This is a genomic window from Flavobacterium sp., from assembly GCF_049590715.1.
GTDB lineage: Bacteria > Bacteroidota > Bacteroidia > Flavobacteriales > Flavobacteriaceae > Flavobacterium.
Genome location: NZ_JBAWDL010000217.1, coordinates 1 through 20,343 on the forward strand (window position 1 = coordinate 1; position 20,343 = coordinate 20,343).

At 32.3% G+C, this 20,343-nt stretch carries 21 protein-coding genes; 14 read left to right on the plus strand and 7 right to left on the minus strand.

The annotated features are described in order from the left end of the window. The 10 genes from WBQ70_RS09915 to WBQ70_RS09960 form a co-directional block, all read left to right on the plus strand. A partial coding sequence (locus WBQ70_RS09915) for a glutamine amidotransferase-related protein (protein WP_423913544.1) occupies positions 1 to 260 on the plus strand: 260 nt, incomplete at its 5' end. A gap of 53 nt (positions 261 to 313) precedes the next feature. Then, positions 314 to 1,051 carry a 1-(5-phosphoribosyl)-5-[(5-phosphoribosylamino)methylideneamino]imidazole-4-carboxamide isomerase gene (hisA, locus tag WBQ70_RS09920; protein WP_423913546.1) on the plus strand — a complete coding sequence of 246 codons (738 nt, stop codon included), beginning with the start codon at positions 314 to 316 and terminating at the stop codon, positions 1,049 to 1,051. A gap of 33 nt (positions 1,052 to 1,084) precedes the next feature. After that, a complete protein-coding gene (gene hisF / locus WBQ70_RS09925; protein ID WP_423913549.1) occupies positions 1,085 to 1,840 on the plus strand; it encodes an imidazole glycerol phosphate synthase subunit HisF in 756 nt (251 codons plus the stop codon). 89 nt (positions 1,841 to 1,929) lie between these two features. Next, positions 1,930 to 2,529, plus strand: coding sequence for a bifunctional phosphoribosyl-AMP cyclohydrolase/phosphoribosyl-ATP diphosphatase HisIE (gene hisIE / locus WBQ70_RS09930; RefSeq protein ID WP_423913551.1), 600 nt, complete (start codon positions 1,930 to 1,932; stop codon positions 2,527 to 2,529). Positions 2,530 to 2,667: 138 nt separating this feature from the next. Continuing rightward, positions 2,668 to 3,024, plus strand: coding sequence for a hypothetical protein (locus tag WBQ70_RS09935; protein WP_423913554.1), 357 nt, complete (start codon positions 2,668 to 2,670; stop codon positions 3,022 to 3,024). A 527-nt stretch (positions 3,025 to 3,551) separates the two neighbouring features. After that, entirely contained in the window at positions 3,552 to 4,685 is a 1,134-nt protein-coding gene (locus tag WBQ70_RS09940; RefSeq protein WP_423913557.1) for an alpha/beta hydrolase, read from the plus strand. A 2-nt stretch (positions 4,686 to 4,687) separates the two neighbouring features. After that, complete coding sequence (locus WBQ70_RS09945) at positions 4,688 to 6,109, plus strand: leucyl aminopeptidase family protein (RefSeq protein ID WP_423913559.1); 1,422 nt, start codon at positions 4,688 to 4,690, stop codon at positions 6,107 to 6,109. Between the two features lie 3 nt (positions 6,110 to 6,112). Then, positions 6,113 to 7,327, plus strand: coding sequence for an ATP-grasp domain-containing protein (locus tag WBQ70_RS09950; RefSeq protein WP_423913562.1), 1,215 nt, complete (start codon positions 6,113 to 6,115; stop codon positions 7,325 to 7,327). Positions 7,328 to 7,353: 26 nt separating this feature from the next. Further along, positions 7,354 to 9,009, plus strand: coding sequence for a M1 family metallopeptidase (locus WBQ70_RS09955; protein WP_423913564.1), 1,656 nt, complete (start codon positions 7,354 to 7,356; stop codon positions 9,007 to 9,009). A gap of 61 nt (positions 9,010 to 9,070) precedes the next feature. Next, positions 9,071 to 9,775 carry a DUF4240 domain-containing protein gene (locus WBQ70_RS09960; RefSeq protein ID WP_423913566.1) on the plus strand — a complete coding sequence of 235 codons (705 nt, stop codon included), beginning with the start codon at positions 9,071 to 9,073 and terminating at the stop codon, positions 9,773 to 9,775. Positions 9,776 to 10,008: 233 nt separating this feature from the next. On the opposite strand, the gene WBQ70_RS09965 is transcribed toward WBQ70_RS09960, so the two are convergent. From WBQ70_RS09965 to WBQ70_RS09990, 6 genes are all read right to left on the minus strand, one after another. Next, positions 10,009 to 11,199, minus strand: a complete 1,191-nt coding sequence (locus WBQ70_RS09965; RefSeq protein ID WP_423913568.1) for a hypothetical protein — start codon at positions 11,197 to 11,199, stop codon at positions 10,009 to 10,011. Positions 11,200 to 11,214: 15 nt separating this feature from the next. Next, positions 11,215 to 12,048, minus strand: a complete 834-nt coding sequence (locus WBQ70_RS09970) for a type 1 glutamine amidotransferase (RefSeq protein WP_423913571.1) — start codon at positions 12,046 to 12,048, stop codon at positions 11,215 to 11,217. A 43-nt stretch (positions 12,049 to 12,091) separates the two neighbouring features. Beyond that, positions 12,092 to 13,198, minus strand: coding sequence for a carboxylate-amine ligase (locus tag WBQ70_RS09975; RefSeq protein ID WP_423913574.1), 1,107 nt, complete (start codon positions 13,196 to 13,198; stop codon positions 12,092 to 12,094). Positions 13,199 to 13,229: 31 nt separating this feature from the next. Continuing rightward, positions 13,230 to 14,201: an ATP-grasp domain-containing protein gene (locus tag WBQ70_RS09980; protein WP_423913577.1), complete on the minus strand. Its 972-nt coding sequence runs from the start codon at positions 14,199 to 14,201 to the stop codon at positions 13,230 to 13,232. A 35-nt stretch (positions 14,202 to 14,236) separates the two neighbouring features. Further along, the gene (locus tag WBQ70_RS09985; RefSeq protein WP_423913578.1) at positions 14,237 to 14,947 is read right to left on the minus strand and encodes an esterase family protein; all 711 of its coding nucleotides are present in this window, start codon (positions 14,945 to 14,947) and stop codon (positions 14,237 to 14,239) included. 156 nt (positions 14,948 to 15,103) lie between these two features. Beyond that, the gene (locus WBQ70_RS09990) at positions 15,104 to 15,508 is read right to left on the minus strand and encodes a glyoxalase (protein WP_423913581.1); all 405 of its coding nucleotides are present in this window, start codon (positions 15,506 to 15,508) and stop codon (positions 15,104 to 15,106) included. Between the two features lie 68 nt (positions 15,509 to 15,576). Between WBQ70_RS09990 and WBQ70_RS09995 the strand changes: the two genes are divergently transcribed. Next, positions 15,577 to 15,963: an acyl-CoA thioesterase gene (locus tag WBQ70_RS09995; RefSeq protein ID WP_423913583.1), complete on the plus strand. Its 387-nt coding sequence runs from the start codon at positions 15,577 to 15,579 to the stop codon at positions 15,961 to 15,963. Between the two features lie 247 nt (positions 15,964 to 16,210). On the opposite strand, the gene WBQ70_RS10000 is transcribed toward WBQ70_RS09995, so the two are convergent. Continuing rightward, the gene (locus WBQ70_RS10000; RefSeq protein WP_423913585.1) at positions 16,211 to 16,495 is read right to left on the minus strand and encodes a DUF3817 domain-containing protein; all 285 of its coding nucleotides are present in this window, start codon (positions 16,493 to 16,495) and stop codon (positions 16,211 to 16,213) included. A gap of 102 nt (positions 16,496 to 16,597) precedes the next feature. On the opposite strand from WBQ70_RS10000, the gene WBQ70_RS10005 reads away from it, so the two are divergent. The 3 genes from WBQ70_RS10005 (at position 16,598) to WBQ70_RS10015 (ending at position 20,311) form a co-directional block, all read left to right on the plus strand. Continuing rightward, on the plus strand, positions 16,598 to 17,125 hold the full coding sequence (locus tag WBQ70_RS10005; protein WP_423913588.1) for a DUF6155 family protein: 528 nt from the start codon (positions 16,598 to 16,600) through the stop codon (positions 17,123 to 17,125). Positions 17,126 to 17,229: 104 nt separating this feature from the next. Next, positions 17,230 to 18,798 carry a DEAD/DEAH box helicase gene (locus tag WBQ70_RS10010; protein ID WP_423913591.1) on the plus strand — a complete coding sequence of 523 codons (1,569 nt, stop codon included), beginning with the start codon at positions 17,230 to 17,232 and terminating at the stop codon, positions 18,796 to 18,798. Between the two features lie 175 nt (positions 18,799 to 18,973). After that, entirely contained in the window at positions 18,974 to 20,311 is a 1,338-nt protein-coding gene (locus tag WBQ70_RS10015) for a DEAD/DEAH box helicase (protein ID WP_423913594.1), read from the plus strand. Positions 20,312 to 20,343 lie beyond the last annotated feature (32 nt).

The window sequence follows — 20,343 nt, forward strand, 5'->3', positions numbered from 1 at the left end:
AAGTAAAAGTACCTCAGATGGGTTGGAATACAATTTATAATCTAAAATCTGGATTATTCAAGGATATTGCAGAGAAGGAATACATGTATTTGGTTCATAGTTTTTATGCACCGTTATGTACAGAAACCATCGCCACAACGAATTATGAAGTAGAATATTCTTCGGCTTTAGAGAATGATAACTTCTTCGGAACGCAATTTCACCCTGAGAAAAGCGGTGATGTGGGAGAGAAAATTCTAGGGAACTTTCTAAAATTATAAATTAAGTTGAGGACTTTATAACTTTCAACTTTCAAACTTTAATACTTATATAAATGAGAATCATACCAGCTATAGACATCATCGACGGAAAATGCGTGCGTTTATCCAAAGGTGATTACAATACCAAAATTATTTACAACGAAAATCCGTTGGAAGTAGCCAAAGAATTTGAAGCTCACGGAATCGAATATTTACATTTAGTAGATTTAGATGGAGCGAAGTCAAGCAAAATTGTGAACCATAAAATTTTGGAACAAATTGCAACACAAACGAATTTGAAAATTGATTTTGGTGGTGGTTTAAAATCGGATGCCGATTTGAAAATTGCTTTTGAAAGCGGTGCAAACCAAATCACAGGTGGAAGTATTGCTGTAAAAAACAGAGCCGTTTTTGAAGAATGGATTTCGAAATTTGGTGCAGATAAAATTATTTTGGGTGCAGATGCCAATAATGAAAAAGTAGCCGTTTCAGGATGGTTAGAAGAATCTAATGAAGATTTAGTGCCTTTCATTCAAAATTACCAGTTAAAAGGAATTAAATACGTTATTTGTACAGATATTGCGAAAGACGGAATGCTCGAAGGTCCTAGTTTTGATTTGTATGCTAAAATTTTGGCGCAAGCCGAAGGATTAAAATTAATCGCTTCAGGTGGAATTTCTACTTTTGACGAATTGCCAAGATTAGCCGAAATAGGTTGCGAAGGAACTATTATCGGGAAAGCGATTTACGAAGGAAGAATTTCGTTGAAACAATTAGAACAATATATTTTAACAAACCCTAACAGGGTTTAAAACCCTGTTAGGGTTATTCTATAAAGATACATAATGCTTACAAAAAGAATAATACCCTGTCTTGACATCAAAAACGGACGCACGGTTAAAGGCGTAAATTTTGTAGATTTGCGTGATGCGGGTGATCCTGTGGAATTAGCCAAAATTTATTCAGATGAAGGGGCAGATGAATTGGTTTTTTTAGATATTTCGGCAACGGAAGAAAGAAGAAGAACCTTAGTCGATTTAGTGCGCAAAGTAGCAGCAACGATTAATATTCCGTTTACCGTGGGTGGTGGAATTTCGGCAGTTTCTGACGTTGAAGTTTTATTGCAAAACGGAGCAGATAAAGTTTCAATCAATTCATCAGCGGTTAAAAATCCGCAGTTGATTAATGATTTGGCTCAGAAATTTGGAAGCCAATGTGTGGTGGTTGCGATTGATGCCAAACAAATTAATGGCGAATGGATTGTACATTTAGTAGGTGGAAAAGTACCAACGGAATTGAATTTATTCGACTGGGCACAAGAAGTAGAGCAAAGAGGAGCAGGAGAAATCTTGTTTACATCAATGAATCATGACGGAACTAAAAATGGATTTGCTAATGAAGCATTGGCTAAATTGTCTGGTTTAGTGAATATCCCAATTATTGCTTCGGGAGGTGCAGGAAATATGCAGCATTTTGCAGATACTTTTATCGATGGAAAAGCGGATGCAGCTTTGGCAGCAAGTGTTTTTCATTTCAAGGAAATTGAAATTAAAACATTGAAAAAAGAATTAAAAAATAACAATATTGAAGTAAGAATTTAGAAAGAAGTTAAGTGTTATGAGTTAGGTGTTAAACGATAAGAGTTCTAACCCCATAACTTATAACCTATAACTCATAACTTAAAAAAAATATGAACATAGATTTTTCAAAAAGCGCACACGGATTAATCCCTGCCATTATTCAAGATAGCGAAACCAAGAATGTATTGATGTTAGGTTATATGAATGCCGAAGCTTATCAAAAAACAGTGGATACTGGAAAAGTAACTTTTTACAGCCGTTCAAAACAAAGACTTTGGACAAAAGGAGAGGAAAGTGGAAACTTTTTGAACTTGGTGGATATCAAAAATGATTGTGATGGTGATACGTTGTTGATTCAGGCGCAACCCGTAGGACCAACTTGTCATACTGGTGCTGATACTTGTTGGCAAACACCAAACGATGCTTCTTATGGATTTATTTCCAAATTAGAAGATACTATTCAAACCCGAAGAGAAAATGCCGAATCTGAAAAGAGTTATGTAGCTTCTCTGTTCAAATTAGGAATGAATAAAATTATTCAAAAAGTAGGTGAAGAGGCTGTTGAAGTTGTTATTGAAGCCAAAGATGATAATGATGATTTGTTCTTAAATGAAAGTGCTGATTTGTTATTTCATTATTTGATTTTATTACAAGCAAAAGGATACAAATTGAATGATGTGATTGACGTTTTGAAAAGCCGTCAAAAATAGAATAACATATTGCAAAATTATTAAGGGGTTCGATGCATTTTGTATTTGAAAAAGTACTAATTTTAGTATAGTTAATCTTTTAAAAACAATTTGTTATGAAAAAAAATTGCCTCTCTCTTATTTACATTTTTGTTTTCAATGAGTCTTTTAGCTCAGACAGCTACTGCTGATAAAGCAAAAATGAGTGTTACAGCTGAAAGAATAGCTCTAAAAGAAAAAACCTCTGATGTTACTAAAGTAAAATTGGCGGATTCTAAAACTAAAGTGGATTCGAAAAAAGCAATAGCAAAAGATAAAGTTGTAGCTACGAAAGAAAAGTCATCGGGTGTTGCTAAAACAAAATTAGCGGATTCAAAGGCAAAAATGGATGCTAAGAAAGTAGCAACAAAAGATAATGTTGTTGGACAATACAATGGTAAAAAAGTGTTTTTAGGTCCTAAAGGAGGGAAGTACTATATTAACTCGAATGGGAACAAAACTTATATTAAGCAATAGCCCATTGGATGCAATTAAAAAAGATAACTTATAGTAAAGTCTAAAGTTAATTATATTGATAATGTCAGTTTGAGCTTGTCGAAGACCTCTTCTGAAATGTATTTCGACAAGCTCAATATGGCAATAGTTGTAGTGTTTAACTATAAATAATAATTACACCCAACGGGTTAAGCAATTAATAATTTTAAGTGTTTTAAAGATTATTCTTTAATTGCATTTTTCAAAAAACAACATAATTATAACTCCCAATAGTTTTAAAATTAACTATTGGGAGTTCTTTTTTATATTTCAAAAAACTATATTTACGATATTATAAAATATTTAATATACCCCCTGGGTACAATTGATAAAAATAGATTAAAAAAGAAGATTTATATAAAAGTGTAAAGTAAATCCCAATACAATGTCAGTCTGAGCCTTTCGAAGATCTCTTCTGAAATATATTTCGACAAGCTTAATGTGACAATAGTTGTAGAATTGAACTATAAAAAAAATTAACCCAATAGGTTTAGCATAACAATATAAAAATGAATTCTGAAAATACCACAATCGAATTAAACAATCTTACCACAATAAAAAAAACTACTTTAAATATCATACTAACGACAAATGAAATAGATGCTCGTCCAATTTATATAGCAGGTAATTTTAATAATTGGGCTACACAAGACCCATATTATATAATGAAACAAATAGGAGAACATAATTACCAATATGAGTTTCCTCAGGGTTTTGAATTACCAGAAACACTTTTGTACAAATTTACAAAAGGCGATTGGAGTGCTGTTGAAATTGGCGAAAATGAAGAAATTACGCCTAATCGTTCAACAAATTTAAAATCAGGTATTCAAAATGAATATGTACCTAGGTGGAGAAAAAATTGGTTGCCTTTTAAACCTAATTTTTTACCCCAAGTTGTATTGCTTTCGGATGAATTTGAAATTCCGCAACTGAATACTACTCGAAAAGTTTGGGCTTTATTACCACATGATTACGATACTACTGATGAACGCTATCCTGTAATGTATTTGCAAGACGCTCAAAATTTGTTCAATGAAAAAGCGTTGTATGGGAATTGGGAAATCGACAAGAAATTGGCGGTAATGTCTGAGTATAAAATTGGTAAAATTATTATTGTAGCTGTTGAACATGCCGAAGAAGACCGAATTAAAGAGTACAATGTAGGGAAAACCATTTTAGGAAAAGGCCAAGGAAAAAGATATATTAAGTTTTTGACTGAAACCCTAAAACCTTATGTGGACGAACATTTTAGAACCAAAATTGATAGAAAAAACACGGGTATTGGTGGCAGTTCTATGGGCGGATTGATTAGTATTTTCAGCGGTTTGCGTAAGCCTGAAGTTTTTGGGAAATTAATGATTTTTTCCCCTTCACTTTGGGTTGTTCCTCAGCTGAAAATTGATGTTGAAGTTGAAAACACTGATGATACTAAGATTTATTTGTATGCTGGAGGCGATGAAAGTGATAATATGATAGAACACGTTAAAAAGTTCAGAGAGCGAGTGATTCAGAGTCAATTTGTAAATGACAAAATGAAAATTAATTTGAGTATTAATAAATTAGGAAAACACACCGAAACTTATTGGAGTGATGAATTCCCAAAAGCCATTGAGTGGTTATTTTTTAATTCAAAAGAATAATAATGAGAACAACACAGATAACGGATTTAAAAGGATTTAAAGGAACAGTTATAGTGCCTGTTTTTGAAACGGATGTTATGACAGTTTCATTTGAAGGAATGGAAATTTCTCCTAAAATTTTCAATGGACGAAAAGACTCTGTTTATTTATCTGAACTAAATGATACGATTTATATTTTTATTGGCTTAGGAAAGTCGATTGATTATAAATCATTAAAAACCGTTTTTAGACGAGTATCGGTAAATCAAAAAGAACAGTTCGTTAACAGTATTGTGCTTACCATTCCTGAACAAATGACCGAAAATGAAGTAGAAGCCATTGTTTCAGGATTGTTATTAGGAACTTATAATTTAGGTCATTATAAAAATCCCGAAGCACATCCTTTTTTAAATTCGGATTTTGAAATACAAATACAAAGTGATAAGGATTATACTGAAGTTGTTGTCAAAGCAATAAAAATTGCTAGAGCGCAATTAGAAACAATGACTTTAGTTGATTTACCACCCAACAAAGTGACTCCAGTTTATTTAGCACAATGGGCTCAAGATAAAGGTGCGAAATTTGGTTTTGAAGTCAAGGTTCTTGGAAGAGAAGCGGCACATATTGAAAAATTAGACGCTTTTTTAGCTGTTGGAAAAGGAAGTGAAAATGAACCTCAGTTTGTTATCATGAATTATTCGCCTAGACAAAAGCCAGCTGATTTGAAACATATTGGTTTGGTTGGGAAAGGTGTTACTTTTGATACTGGTGGTTTGGATATCAAAACTTCGGGTATGGTACACATGAAATGTGATATGGCAGGTGGAGCGGCTGTTTTAGGAGCGATGCAATTGATTGCCGATTTGCAATTGCCTATAAAAGTCACCGCTATCGTTCCATGTACTGAAAATTCAGTGGACGCCAAATCGCTTATGCCAAGTGATGTCATTCAAAGTTATAGCGGAAAATCCATTGAAATCACGAATACGGATGCCGAGGGTCGCTTAATCTTAGCAGACGGATTGTCTTATTTGATTAAAAATTTCAATCCTGAATATATTGTTGACGTTGCAACTTTAACGGGTAGTGCTGTGGGGACTTTTGGGTACGAATGTGCCGCTTTATTTACCAATAATGAATCGCTTTCAAAACAATTACAAACGGCAGGAGATGTTGTGGGTGAGCGACTTTGGCCTTTGCCATTGTGGGATGCTTATAAATCAGATATTGAAAGTGAAATTGCTGATGTTAAAAATTATAGTGGAAAACCTGTTGCTGGAGCAATAAGTGCGGCCAAATTTTTAGAGTTTTTTACCAAAGAACACTCAGCTTGGGCGCATTTGGATATCGCAGGTGTGGCTTTTGGAGACGATGAGTTTGCAAAAAGTAAGCATGCAACAGCTTATGGAGTTCATTTGTTGACTCAATTCATCTCAAATTTATAATTCATGGAAACTGCCAAAACCTTTGTTTGTATTTCGAATTATTTTAAAGGAACTGATTTTTTAATCCAATTAAAAGAATTAGGAAATACGGTTTATTTGGTTACAAGCGAAAAAATGAGGGATAAAAACTGGCCTTCTGAAGCGATTAATGAGGTTTTTTATATGCCCGGTCAAGACGTAGATTGGAATTTAGAGCATTTAGTTATTGGTATCGCTAATTTGATGAAATCTCAAAAGGTCGATGCTATCGTAGCCTTAGATGACTTTGATGTAGAAAAAGCAACATATCTTCGAGAAAACCTTCGTATTAAGGGTATGGGACAATCTACGGGTCGTTATTTTAGAGATAAATTAGCTATGCGGATGCTCGCTAAAAGTGTTGGCATTCTTGTACCTGTTTTTTCTTCATTATTTAACGATGAGGCTATTAATAGCTTTATGGAAACGATTCCTGCGCCTTGGATACTAAAGCCACGTTCTGAAGCTTCCTCAATAGGAATTAGTAAGATTTTAGATAAAGAAATGGCTTGGCGTCATATCAACGAATTAGGAGCTAATCGTTTCAAATACCTTTTAGAACAATTTATTCCAGGGAATGTTTATCATTGCGATAGTTTGGTGTATAATGAAACCGTTTTGTTCAGTTTGACTTCTAAATATATAACAACACCACTAGAAATTTCACAAAGTGGAGGTGTATTTAGAAGCGTTACCATGGTTAGGAATTCTGATGATGATCAAAAGATTAAAGAAATAAATAAGCAAATATTAGAAAGTTTTGGTTTAAAAAATGGAGCGGCTCATACTGAATTTATCAAATGCGAAGCAACAGGACAGATTTACTTTCTTGAAACTTCGTCTAGGGTAGGTGGGGCACATTTAGCCGAAATGGTGGAAGCAGCTTCGGGAATTAACCTTTGGAAAGAATGGGCGTCGATTGAAGATGCTTTGGTAAAAAATAAAAAATACAACTTACCCTCTGTTAAAGAGAATTATGCGGGAATTGTACTAACACTTTCTCATCTGGCTTATCCTGATTTGTCTTCTTTTTCAGATCCTGAAGTTTGCTTTAGAGTGCCTTTAGAATACCATGCAGGTTTGATTGTTAAATCAAAAAACTACGATAAAATATTAGCTCTTATAGATGATTATACCTGCCGCCTAACCAATGGAATTGCAGCTGTTGGAGAACAAAAGAGAGTGACCAAATTACATTAATACTATTTTATTCAATTCGTTTTGTCATGAAGATGTCTTTTGTTTTTTATGCGATTTTTATTTTGGTTGCAAATATTGTATTTGCACAAACTCCTTTGAAATCTACCCAAAATTCATTCAGTCGTCAAGACAGTTTAAGAGGAAGTATTACTAAAGAAAGGGCTTGGTGGGATGTAAAAGAATACCATTTAGATTTAAAAATAGATATTTCAAATCGATCAATTATTGGTTCAAATGTTGTTTGTTATCAAGTTGTAAACGAATACAATGTAATGCAAATTGATTTGCAAGAACCAATGCAGATTACAGAGATTGTTCAGGATGGAAAGTCATTAGAATTCAAAAGAGAAGGAAGTACTTTTTTTGTAAATTTAAAAACTGTACAGGTAAAAGGAAGTCTTAAAGAATTGACTGTCTATTTTAAAGGAAGCCCCAGAATAGCAGTTAATCCACCTTGGGATGGAGGAATTGTATGGAAAAAAGACAACAACGGAAAACCATTTGTAGCTTCTGCTTGTCAAGGAATTGGGGCGAGTGTTTGGTGGCCTAATAAAGACCATTTAGCTGATGAAGTAGATGCTATGCATATTAGCATCAACGTGCCGTCAGAACTTGTGGGGGTTTCTAATGGAAAACTTGTAAAGTCAGATTTATTAGAAAATGGAACAACTACTTATCATTGGCAAGTTTCAAATCCAATAAACAATTATGGAGTTAATTTTAATATAGGTGATTATGTTTCATTTTCCGAAATTTATCAAGGTGAAAAAGGAAAGTTAGATTGTAGTTATTATGTTTTACGTCCCAATTTGGATAAAGCTAAAATGCAATTCAAAGAAGTACCTCGTATGTTAAAGGCTTTTGAATACTGGTTTGGTCCTTATCCTTTTTATAAAGATGGATATAAATTAATAGAAGTTCCCTATTTAGGTATGGAACATCAAAGTGCTGTTTCTTATGGAAATGGTTTTAGGAATGGCTATATGGGTACTGATTTAAGTCAGACTGGGTGGGGACTTAAATTTGATTTTATCATCGTACATGAATCGGGTCATGAGTGGTTTGGAAATAGTATTACCAATAAAGATAATGCTGATATGTGGATTCACGAGAGTTTTACTAGTTACGCCGAAAGTCTTTTTGTTGAATATTATTATGGCAAACAAGCAGGTTTTGAGTATGTAAGAGGAACCAGAATTAATATTGTAAATGATATACCCATCATTGCTCACTACAATGTAAATGATAAAGGTTCGTCAGATATGTATTTTAAAGGTGCCAATATGTTGCATACTCTTCGTCAAATTGTTGATAATGATGTCAAATGGAGGGGTATTTTAAGAGGTTTGAATACTACTTTTTATCATCAAACAGTTTCTACAAAACAAATTGAAGAATACCTGTCTAAAGCTGTAGGTATAAATCTAGATTATTTTTTTAACCAATATTTGAGAGACATAAAAGTACCTGTTTTAGAACATCAAATTTCAAAAAATAAATTAAGTTTTAGATGGAGTAACTGTGTTCCTGGGTTTTCTATGCCTATAAAAATAGCTGTCAACGACAAACTATATTGGATAAAACCCAATCAAAATTGGAAAACAAAAGATTTCTCAACTGAAAAGTTAGATTTTAAAATAGATAACAATTTTTATATTCTAGATAGTGAAATTGCAAATTAAAAATCACTAATTTTACCTAAGAATATAAACGTGCAAACCAATCGTATATTCGAATTCCTTTATGAAGAAAATTAGTATAGTATTATCATTTTTGTTTTTAAGTCTTACTATGTTAAGTCAAAATAGTCGTGAAAAACTAAATAGTACCACTATAACAACCAAAGTTATCACTACAACTGTTCTTCCAGTAGTTGCATTTGATTCTATTCCTTTCTCAAAGTCTAATGAGATGCTTAACGAAGATCTATATTGGTCAATCATTGAAAATTCATTGAAAGGCAATCTTCCTCAAGAAGACAGAGAAATTATATTGACAAATGAAATCGAAAAATTAACTCCTAAAGAAATTATAGGTTTTCGTTTGAGAACGGATAAGCTACTTTATGACACCTATAAATCTGATTTGTGGTGCGCCGCTTTCCTTATGAATCAAGGAACGACTGATGCTAGTAGTTTTGATTATTTCAGATGTTGGTTGCTTTCTAGAGGGAAAGAAGTATTCTATAAAGCTATTGCTAATCCAGATAGTCTTGTGAGTCAGCTAAAAGAAGGCAAAACAAACTATGAATTTGAAGGCTTTTGGTTTGTATCTATGAATGCTTTTTTGAACAAAACTAATCAAGAAATCTATGAATATATTGATTATGGCACTTTTATAACCAATGATGAAAATTATCCTTTAATCGATTTTACTTGGAATGTGGACGAACCTAAAACTATGGAGAAAATTTGTCCCGTTTTATTCAAAAAACTCTGGAAAAAATAAGTATTTATTACATTAGTTACTTTTTGGTGTGACCCTCCGTAAAAACTTCGGGTCGGGCTATTCGTTACAATCTTTTTATTATTCCGCAAAAGCTCCATAATAAAAAGGATTTCCACTGCTATCCCTCACACATATCGGTACTAAGTTAAAATATTTTTAATCCTGATTAAAGATTATTTATTTGAATGTAGAAACCATAAAATCAAAAATATCTAATCATATTTCATACGAAACTATTTTTCAAATAATCCAATCGTTCCGCCCACCCAATCCTTGTCTTGATTGAATTTTACACCTATCATTTCGCCACGACTCAATCGTGCTAGATTACATAAAATAGTAGGAGCAGAGTCATCATTTTTCCAAGTACATAACATTCTTACTTCTACTTTTACTTTTCCATCCGGAGCTTGAATAATCGGAAGATAATTTACTTTTTTCTGTAAAATATATAATTCTTTTTCTTTGATAGCTTCGATATCTTCTTTTTTGACATGAAAGATAACCCCAGAACCTGAAAAAGAAAATAAGGGTTTTAAGACGTAGTTTTCTAAGTCTTCAGGGATTTCATTGAGCTCACTTAATAAAGTGGTTTCTATAAAATACGGCCCTTTGAGATAAGGTAAAATGAATTTACTAATTCGAAAAAACCAGTTGGGATGACCTGCCCATTCTACATCTAAATCATCAGTAAAATGAAAATTTAATTTTAAATCTTTACGCAAATCCAATTCGTCAAAAATCACTCTATTGTAGATACGTTTAATCAATATTAATTTACCTTTTTCATTGGGATAAAACAATTGGTTTTCTTTTTTAACAATCTCAGTCACACATACAATTGGGACTCCTAAATCTCTTTTACAATAGTAAAAATCAATTTTTGTATTTTGTTTTTCAGGTTCGATTTCCAATAAAATGACATTCTCTTTAGGGTGATAATTACAAATAACTTCCTCTAAAATTTTTAAATATTCTTGATTCGAAATGTTATGTACAAAAGGAGTAAACCCATTTAAAAAAGGATATTGTTTTTTGAATTTTTCAAAGAGATTGTTTTGATAATTAAACAATGACGGAAATCCTTGTACTTCAATTAATTTAGGAATGACTTTTCCTTCCTCTTCACATATCCCAAAATCAATTGCAATAAAATTAGTATGATCATCTTCGTTTAGAACGTTATGATTTAGTTCTAAAGATTTATTTGTAAGTGTTTTAAAATCATTTCTCTGAATCAAAGCAATCACTTGGTTACAACCTTCAATTAATTGTGATTTTAATTCCTTGGAAATAAAAAAAGGAGTTTCTCCAATTCTAAAAGTAGGAGTATAGTCAAAATCAGAAGCGATATCCTCTTTGAGAGCTTGGTATTTGTCTTCGGAAAATTGCGAATTGAATTCGTCCCTGTATTTTGAGATCATATAAAAAAGCAGTTACTAATTGGACATAATTTTTTTTGTTTTCATTAAATCATTGATTGCTATACGAAGAAAGTTAGGTATTAATGTTTCGTTAGTTTTATAGATTTTATCATCATCCAATAAGTCTTCTAACATGTTTCGAAACTTTCTTTTTCCTTTTAGTTTTCTAATTTTAGCCTTAGCCTCTTTATCTCTTAATGAAGCGATAAAACTGAGAGGATCCGCTTCAGGATGAAATTGTGTTCCCACAAAATAATCCGTAAATCGAACAGCCATAATGGCTCTTTCGTATTGAGCATTATCTTTTATTTTTTCTAACGAAATTATTTTAGCTCCTTTCTTTTTGAAAACAGACAATTTGGGTTGGATTACTTGGTAATCTCTAGAGTCAATTGCGTAAAATGGATCATTTAACCCTTCAAAAATTGGGTCTGTAACTCCTTCTTTGGTTCTATGTATGGTCATTACACCAAAAGAAGTGTCTTTTCTTTTCGTGATTTCAGCTAAGCCAAAATGTTTACAAGCCATTTGAAAAGAATGGCAAATAAAAAGCATGTATTTTTTTATGGGACTTTCAATGTTCCATTTTGTTAATTCATCAATAAATTGATAATATTTGATATCCCAATCTCCGTTTCCTTCCAATGGATTTCCTGGACCTCCTGTTGAAATGTATAAATCGTATTTATCTATATTAGGCAATTCTCCCTTCTGTCTGACATCAAAAACATCATAATTAACGAAAGGTGAAAAGCGGGTTATAATATCAATAATACAGCGCATTCCTTGATTGGCTTGTCCATCGTACATATCCAAAATGGCTAATCTTATTATTTTTTTTTTATTCATTTTGTGGTATTTAACGAAATGCAAAAATAAACTATATTTTATTCTACAATCCTTTGGTGAATTCTGTTGTAATAAAATTAACTACTTCTTTAAGGTCTTTGGTTTCTTCATAAACGGCAATTTGTTTGGCTGCGCCAGTACCATTTTTTAAAATCTCATGCACATAATTGATATGATCTCGGCTGTCTAATTCATCCACCACATCATCTATAAAATCAAGTAATTCTAAAATCAAAATTTTAGTTTCAACTTCTTTACGCAAGCCAAAATCAATCATTTGCCCTTCAATTCCATATCGAGCCGCTCTAAATTTATTCTCCTTGATGAGTGCCAAACGGTAAATATTGAAACTCATATTGTTTTGATTCATTTTGTATAACTTAGCCACGATTGCTTGTATAACTGAAACAAGGCATATCGTTTCCTGAACCGTTAAACTCATATCACAAATACGAAATTCAATAGTGTCATAAAAAGGATGTAAACGCAAATCCCACCATATTTTTTTTGGATTGTCAATACAATTAGTTCTTACTAAGGTTTCTAAATAATTTTCGTATGAGGCTAAACATTCAAAATACTCAGGAAGTCCTGTTCTTGGGAATTTATCAAATACTTTGGTTCGATAAGATTTGTAACCAGTTTGTCTGCCTTCCCAAAAAGGAGAATTGGTCGAAAGGGCAAAAATATGAGGTAAGAAATAACAAGCCTGATTCATTAATTGTAGTGCTATTTCCCTGTTTTCGATTCCTACATGACAATGCATTCCAAAAATCAAATTAGAACGTGCTGCGTCTTGTAATTCGTTAATAATATTGTGGTAACGAGGGTCATCAGTTATGGGTTGGTCTTGCCATTTAGCAAAAGGATGCGTTCCCGCAGCGCCTACAATTAAATTTTGATTTCCTGCAAGTTCTACAATTTTGGAACGCAAAAACTTAATTTCCTTTTCTGCTTCATGTATGTTTTTACAAATATTAGTTCCTACTTCCACGACTGATTGATGCATTTCGGCTTTTACTTGTTCGTTTAGTAACATTTTGGCGCCATCGACAATTTTAGACAAATGCGATTTTAAATCTCTAGTTTCAGGATCTATAATTTGATATTCCTCTTCAACACCTAACGTAAAAACAGGTAGCTTTTTCATTTTTCAATTAATTTAAAAACTTAAAATGGTATTATAATTTGATCCCTAGTGACAATGTTTTTGAACCAATAGCATTTTTTATAAAAGTTCCCCATGTCAAATTCATCTTACCTGGTTTATGTTTTTTGGCAGCAGCAATGGCCATTTTGGCTGATTCTTCTACTACCCACTCAAAATTTTCAGCACCTACAGAAGTCAATTCGGCATCAGGAGCAGGGTTTCCAAAATCTATAGCATAAGGAATACCATCGCGTACAGCAAATTCTACCGTATTGAAATCATACCCCAGTCCTTTGCATAATCGCAAAGTGTAGTCTTTGATAGTTTTTAATAATTTTTTATTTGTTTGTGGGCCATCAATGACATAACGCAAATGATGTGGATTGCGAGGTTCGTATGGCATGATACGAACGGCTTTGCAACCCAAACAATATACTCTAAAATATTCTGTAAAAACGATTTCTTCTTGTAACATCATAACCAACTGTCCTGTTTCTTGATGTGTTTTCCAAAACTCTTCTTTGTTTTCTAATCGATACACATTTTTCCAACCTCCACCAGCGTACGGTTTCATATAGGCAGGGAATTTGATGTAATCAAAAATTCCTTCCCAATCCATGGGATACTTCAAATTTCTAAAAGATTTTGAACTCGTATCCTCAGGATGTTGTGCGGATGGTATTATCACGGTGTTAGGTAGGGGGACTCCTAAAGTGTCAGCCAAAGAATTATTAAAAAACTTATCATCAGCACTCCACCAAAAAGGGTTGTTAATCACATTTGTACCTGTCAATGCTGCATTTTTTAGAGCCGCACGATAAAAAGGTACATCTTGTGAAATTCTATCAATAATGACTGCATATTCTCCACCTTTATTTTGAATTACTTTGTCAATACTTACTGCTTCAGCAATAATTCCTTTTTCCTTTTTAGAGTTGACTTTATCAATAAAAGCTTGAGGGAAACTATCTTCCATTCCAAATAAGATTCCAATTTTTTTCATTTTGGGTGCTGATTTATTTAGTTTTTGAGGTCAATTTAAAATTTAATCCGAGATAAATAATGTGGAAACATTTCTTTCCATACAGGCCAGTCATGTTCTCTATTTTGTTTAATATCAAGCCAATGTGGAATATTTTTTTCTTTTAATATTTTACTTAATTTCAAGTTGGCATCAAAACAAATATCCCAATTAGAAGTTCCCAATGCTATATCCATATTCCAGAGTTCGTAATCGTTTAAACCTTGTAAATAATCTTCTGGATTATTGTAAAAAATATCATTGTTATAAAAACTATCCATGAAAGTTTTGATATTGAAAACACCTCCCATACAAAAAAGATGATTAACATAACCTGGATGTTTAAAAGCAAAATTAGCAGCATGATAAGCGCCAAAGCTACAACCAGCAAGGACTACTTTGTTAGAAGGGGTGTTTTTTTTTACTTTTTCAACTATTTCATGGCAAATCATTTTATCGTACCCTACATGGTTCGCAATTCTATGAGTAGGATGAATATGTTTGTTGTAAAAGCTGTCTTTATCAATACTATCTGGACAATAAATCGTAATTAATCCTTGCTCGATATACCATCGGGCTGACTCAATAAGTCCCATGTCTTTATTCTCATGAAAACTACCCATTGAGGTAGGGAATAGAAGTAAGGGTTGACCTGCATGACCAAAAACTAACATTTCAATTTCTTTACTCAAGTTAGGAGAATACCATTTGAAATAGGCTTCTTTCATCTTTTTTGTTTTAACAATTATAATGAAAATAAACCATGCAGCAAAGAGATTATACGAGATGAATTTAAATCTTTAAATAACAAAATATGGAGATTAATAAAAGGTTATTAAATGAAGTGTAATTTTAAATCAGAATTACAAATAGAGCAGTCAATGTTAAGAAACAGTATCGTTTTCAAATAGTTGTACTTGGTCTTTAAGTCTTTCGATAAGCATATTCATCATTCTTTTGTTAAGGTTTGATGAGCTTTGGATATAAAGTGTATATTCATCCGCTGTAAACAAAGCGATAACCATTCCTTTGAGCGCATTTCTGTACTTAATATCTTTTTGTATAGCGTTTTCGATTGTCATTAATTTTTTTTCTACAGTATGGGAGTAAAAATCTTTTTTGTACTTTTTAATATAGTTCATGAAGGAGGCTACAAATAGATCATTTTGTAGTTTTAAAATGGGACGAATAACTTGATTTTGAAAATTCTCATCAGAGGATGAATTGGGGTTAATACTACCTATAGATTCTCCTCTGAACTGGCATAAAAAAACATCTCTTTGATTCATCTTTTTATTTTAAAATTAACGAAAAATTCTAAGCGAAGTCCTATTTTAGCATTATTAAATATTAAAATATGCGATTTCATACTAGAAAATGGGTAAAACCACAAGATTTAAATCCTAACGGGACTTTATTTGGCGGACAATTATTAGCCTGGATAGATGAAGAACTGGCTTTGTATTCTATTATTCAATTAGAAAACACAAAAGTGGTGACTAAAACGATGTCTGAAATTAATTTTAGGAGCTCGGCAAAACAAGGCGATATTGTTGAGATAGGAATTGATGTAGTAAAGTTTGGTATCACTTCTGTTACTTTAAAATGTGAAGTACGAAACATGATGACTCGTGAAACTATTATTACAATTGATGCTACAACGATGGTTAATTTAGGAAGTGACGGAAAACCACAACCTCATGGAAAAACTCAAATCGAGTTTGTAAAAGATCGCTTGCAATAGCTTTTTAGTAATTAGATCTCTTAGATAAAAAACCACTAAGAAAATTAAGAGTCATTAAGTAAAACTTAATTTTCTTATTTTCTTAATGGTTTTAAAAAAATATTGTTTGATATTAATTTTACATAAAAAGCACTTTTTAATACAGCATTTTAAAATTGTATAAAATCAGATTAACTTGTTTGTTTTTAGTTCTTTATCGTACTATTTACACTTTTAACTTTGCTGCTTTAAAACTTTCGACTTATTTTTAAGCTGTAGCCAAGTATTTTTTATCAATATAAAAAGTACCAAAAGGCACTAATGAAGCCAGTAAAATAATTCCAAAAGTTTTCAGATCCCAATTTTGACTCTTTTTTAATAAAACAGCAAGGATTACATATCCTACAAACAAGAAACCATGAGCATACCCCACTGGTTTTAATAAAGTATGGTATAATTCAAAATTGTTTGGTTTGATAAAAAGCATATTCGAAAATAAAACTAAATAGGATATTCCTTCTAGAATTGCCGTAACCTTAAAAAGCTTGAACATTGTATTTTGTATTTGAATGAGTGGCAAAATTAAGGAATTAGGATTGATTTTTGTGTTATTAAGTCTGAAACTAATTTACATTTGTAGCTGAAAATTTTCATTATGAGCAAACGTGATTTAAAAAAATACTTGTTGGAATTGAATAAAGAACAACTCGAAGAGCAAATTATCGAATTGTATGAAAAATTTAGTCCCGTGAAAGTGTATTATGATTTCGTCTTTAATCCAAATGAAGATAAACTTTTGCAGGAATGTAAGTTCAAAATTTCCAATGAATATTTCCCCATAAAAAAAACGGGAAGGAAAAGTAAACCCAAAATGCGTCGTTCTGTAGCTCAAAAATACATCAAGCATTTTATGCTACTTGGAGTTGATCCATTTGTAATTGCTGAAATCATGTTTTACAATATCGAAATTGCCCAAACTTTTTCAGCACAAAATCTTATCAAACAAGAGCTTTTTTACAAGAGTATGGGAAATTCTTTTGAGCAAGCAGTGCATTTTTGCATTATAAATGGCATTTTATCTGAATTTAAAAAAAGAATTTTAGCTATTTATAATGAAATTTTAGTGCAAAAATGGAAAAATCACGCGCAATTTAATGCGATTATTGAACCATTTGAGGACTAAATCAATTATAATCCCTATTTATTTAAAGATTCATCATCTTTTTGTTTAAATATAGCCATTTAACTGTTTTTTAGACGTATTTTTGCAAAAACTCAAAATAGGTGATGCTGGAAAATATTTTAGAAATAGAAAAAGAAGATAAAAAAGAACTTTATGCATATCAACAAGATGACATTGATGCCATTTTTGAACGCATAGACAATGGACCTAAACAACATCACTTATTATATCAACTACCAACTGGTGGTGGTAAAACCGTGATTTTTTCTGAAATTGTTCGTAGATACATCTCTAAACACAATAAAAAAGTAGTGGTACTGACTCATAGGATTGAGTTGTGTAAGCAAACATCCAAAATGTTAAAAGGTTTTGGTGTCAAAAATAAAATCATTAATAGTAAGGTAAAAGATCTTCCAGATCAAAATGAGTATTCTTGTTTTGTAGCTATGGTTGAAACGTTAAAAAACCGTATTAATGATGAAAAACTACACCTTGATAATATAGGTCTAGTCATCATTGATGAGGCACACTACAACTCCTTTAGAAAATTATTAAATTCTTTCAAGAATGCTTTTATATTAGGAGTAACAGCAACACCGTTAAGTTCTAACATTAAGTTGCCCATGCATCAAAGTTATGATGAGTTGATTGTAGGTGATACCATTGCGTCATTAATTGAAAATGGATTCTTGGCAAATGCCATTACGTATAGTTATGATGTGGGACTAACATCATTGAAAGTAGGTATAAACGGTGATTATACGGTAAAATCATCAGATGATTTGTATACTAATACCCTCATGCAAGAGAAATTATTGCATGCTTATACCGAAAGGTCAATGGGGAAGAAAACCTTGATTTTTAATAATGGTATTAACACTTCCTTATATGTTTATGAAACATTTAGAGAAGCTGGTTATCCTGTTCGTCACTTGGATAATACTAGTAGTAATGAAGAACGTAAGGAAATTTTACATTGGTTCAAGCATACTAAAGATGCTATTTTGACCTCTGTAGGAATCTTAACTACAGGATTTGATGAGCCAACGGTAGAAACAATTATCTTAAATAGAGCAACTAAATCATTGACGTTGTATTACCAAATGATTGGTCGTGGTTCCCGTAAGTTACCCAATAAAGATACCTTTGCAGTAATTGATTTAGGAAATAATGCAGCTCGTTTCGGACTATGGAGTGAACCAGTTAACTGGCAACATATCTTTAAATCTCCAGAATTTTATCTGGAAAATTTACGTGATGATTCGGAGATTGAGTTGCATTTTAAATATACAATGCCACTAGATTTACGTGCAAAGTTTAGCAAAACAGCTGATGTCACTTTTGATGTTGATGAAGAGCACAAACAAGCAATTGCTCTTAATTTACGCTCTAAAGTGGTTCTTGAGAAATCATTAGACCAACACGCAGCCATGTGTGTTGATAATACAGAGGAGTTGAAAGACGCAAGAATGCTGTCTAAAGAGTTAGATCAAGATATTGAGTGTCGTATTAAGCGTTATGCTAAATGTTTAAGTCAATGTAGTAAAAATTATCGAGAATGGTTAGTTGAGGATTACACCTTAAAACTAACCTTATTAATTGGTAAAAAATATAGAGAAAAAATATTAAGAGAATTGGATGACGAAGAAGATGAAGAGGATGATAATGAATAATTACGAGCTAATTCCGCTATCTACTCAATCTCTTGTGTTCCGCTATAGTTACTACAAGAGAATACTGTTTCAAACGAAGGTCACTGAACTCCTATGAAAATTAAAGTTTAGTGAAGTAATAGGGCTAGAAAATTCCTATTTAAATTAATAATTTAGTACAAACATAAATACTCCAATGGCAAATCAATTCTTAGATTTAGGAATATCATCACCAATTCTAAAAGCAATTACCGAATTGAATATTGTTGAACCAACAGAAATTCAACAAAAAACAATTCCGTTACTTTTATCCAATACTACTGATGTAGTTGGGCTTGCTAAAACAGGAACTGGAAAAACGGCTGCATTTGGTTTACCTCTATTACAATTAATAGAAACGGAGCAACCTATCATACAAGCCGTTATTTTGGCTCCAACACGTGAGTTGGGGCACCAAATTTTTTCTAATCTAGAAGCATTTGCTAAATATTTACCTCAAGTTTCTATTGCCGCTACTTGCGGAGGGATTCCTATCAAACCACAAATTGAAAGATTAACTGCGCCAACTCATATTGTAGTAGCTACTCCAGGACGTTTGATTGATTTGATTCAGCGTAAAGCCATTAATCTTTCTAATACTAAATTTTTAGTACTAGACGAAGCTGACGAAATGGTCAGTATCTTAAAGGAAAGTTTAGATGAAATCGTTGCAGAATTACCAAAAGCACACAAAACATTATTGTTCTCAGCGACTATGCCAGGAACCATCAAGCAATTGGTTCAGAATTACTTAAATAAAAATGTTGTTCAAGTAAGCGCTAGCATGGAAACAGTAGGGAATCAAGGAATTGATCACCAGTACATTGTTGTTGATCCTATTGAAAAACTGGATGTATTAATGCATTTCTTAAATTCTAAAGAAGGTGAGCGTGGGATTATCTTTTGTAAAACCAAAGCCGCTGTTAATAAATTAGCCAAAAATTTAGCAATTAACCGGTTCTCATCAGGAGCAATCCACGGAAGTTTATCACAAGGAATTCGTGATAGAATTATGGAGCAATTTCGTGAAGGACACATTAATATATTAGTAGCAACAGATTTAGCTGCTCGTGGAATTGACGTCAGAGAGATATCTTATGTTGTTAATTATCATTTGCCAGATGCTTACGAAGCCTATGTTCATCGTAGTGGTCGTACCGCTAGAGCAGGAGCAAAGGGATTATCATTGACAGTATTACAACCTGAAGAAGTAGTTGAAATTGCTAATTTTGAAAAAGAATTGGGAATCAAATTTCATCTTTTCAAAAAACCTTCGGTAGCTAGTATTGAAGAAAACAATACCTTACTTTGGGCAAAACAAATTTTCAAAACGAAGCCAAATCACGAAGTTGATGTTGAGTTCAAGAATAAAGTAAAAACAATTTTTCATCATTTGACTAAAGATGAATTAGTAGAAAAATTATTAGCTAATCATTTGTTACAAAACAGAAATATACCCACAGAGAAACCTGTGAAACGATTAAAAAAGAACTAAAAACGAAATATTTTATAAAAGACTAAATAGTA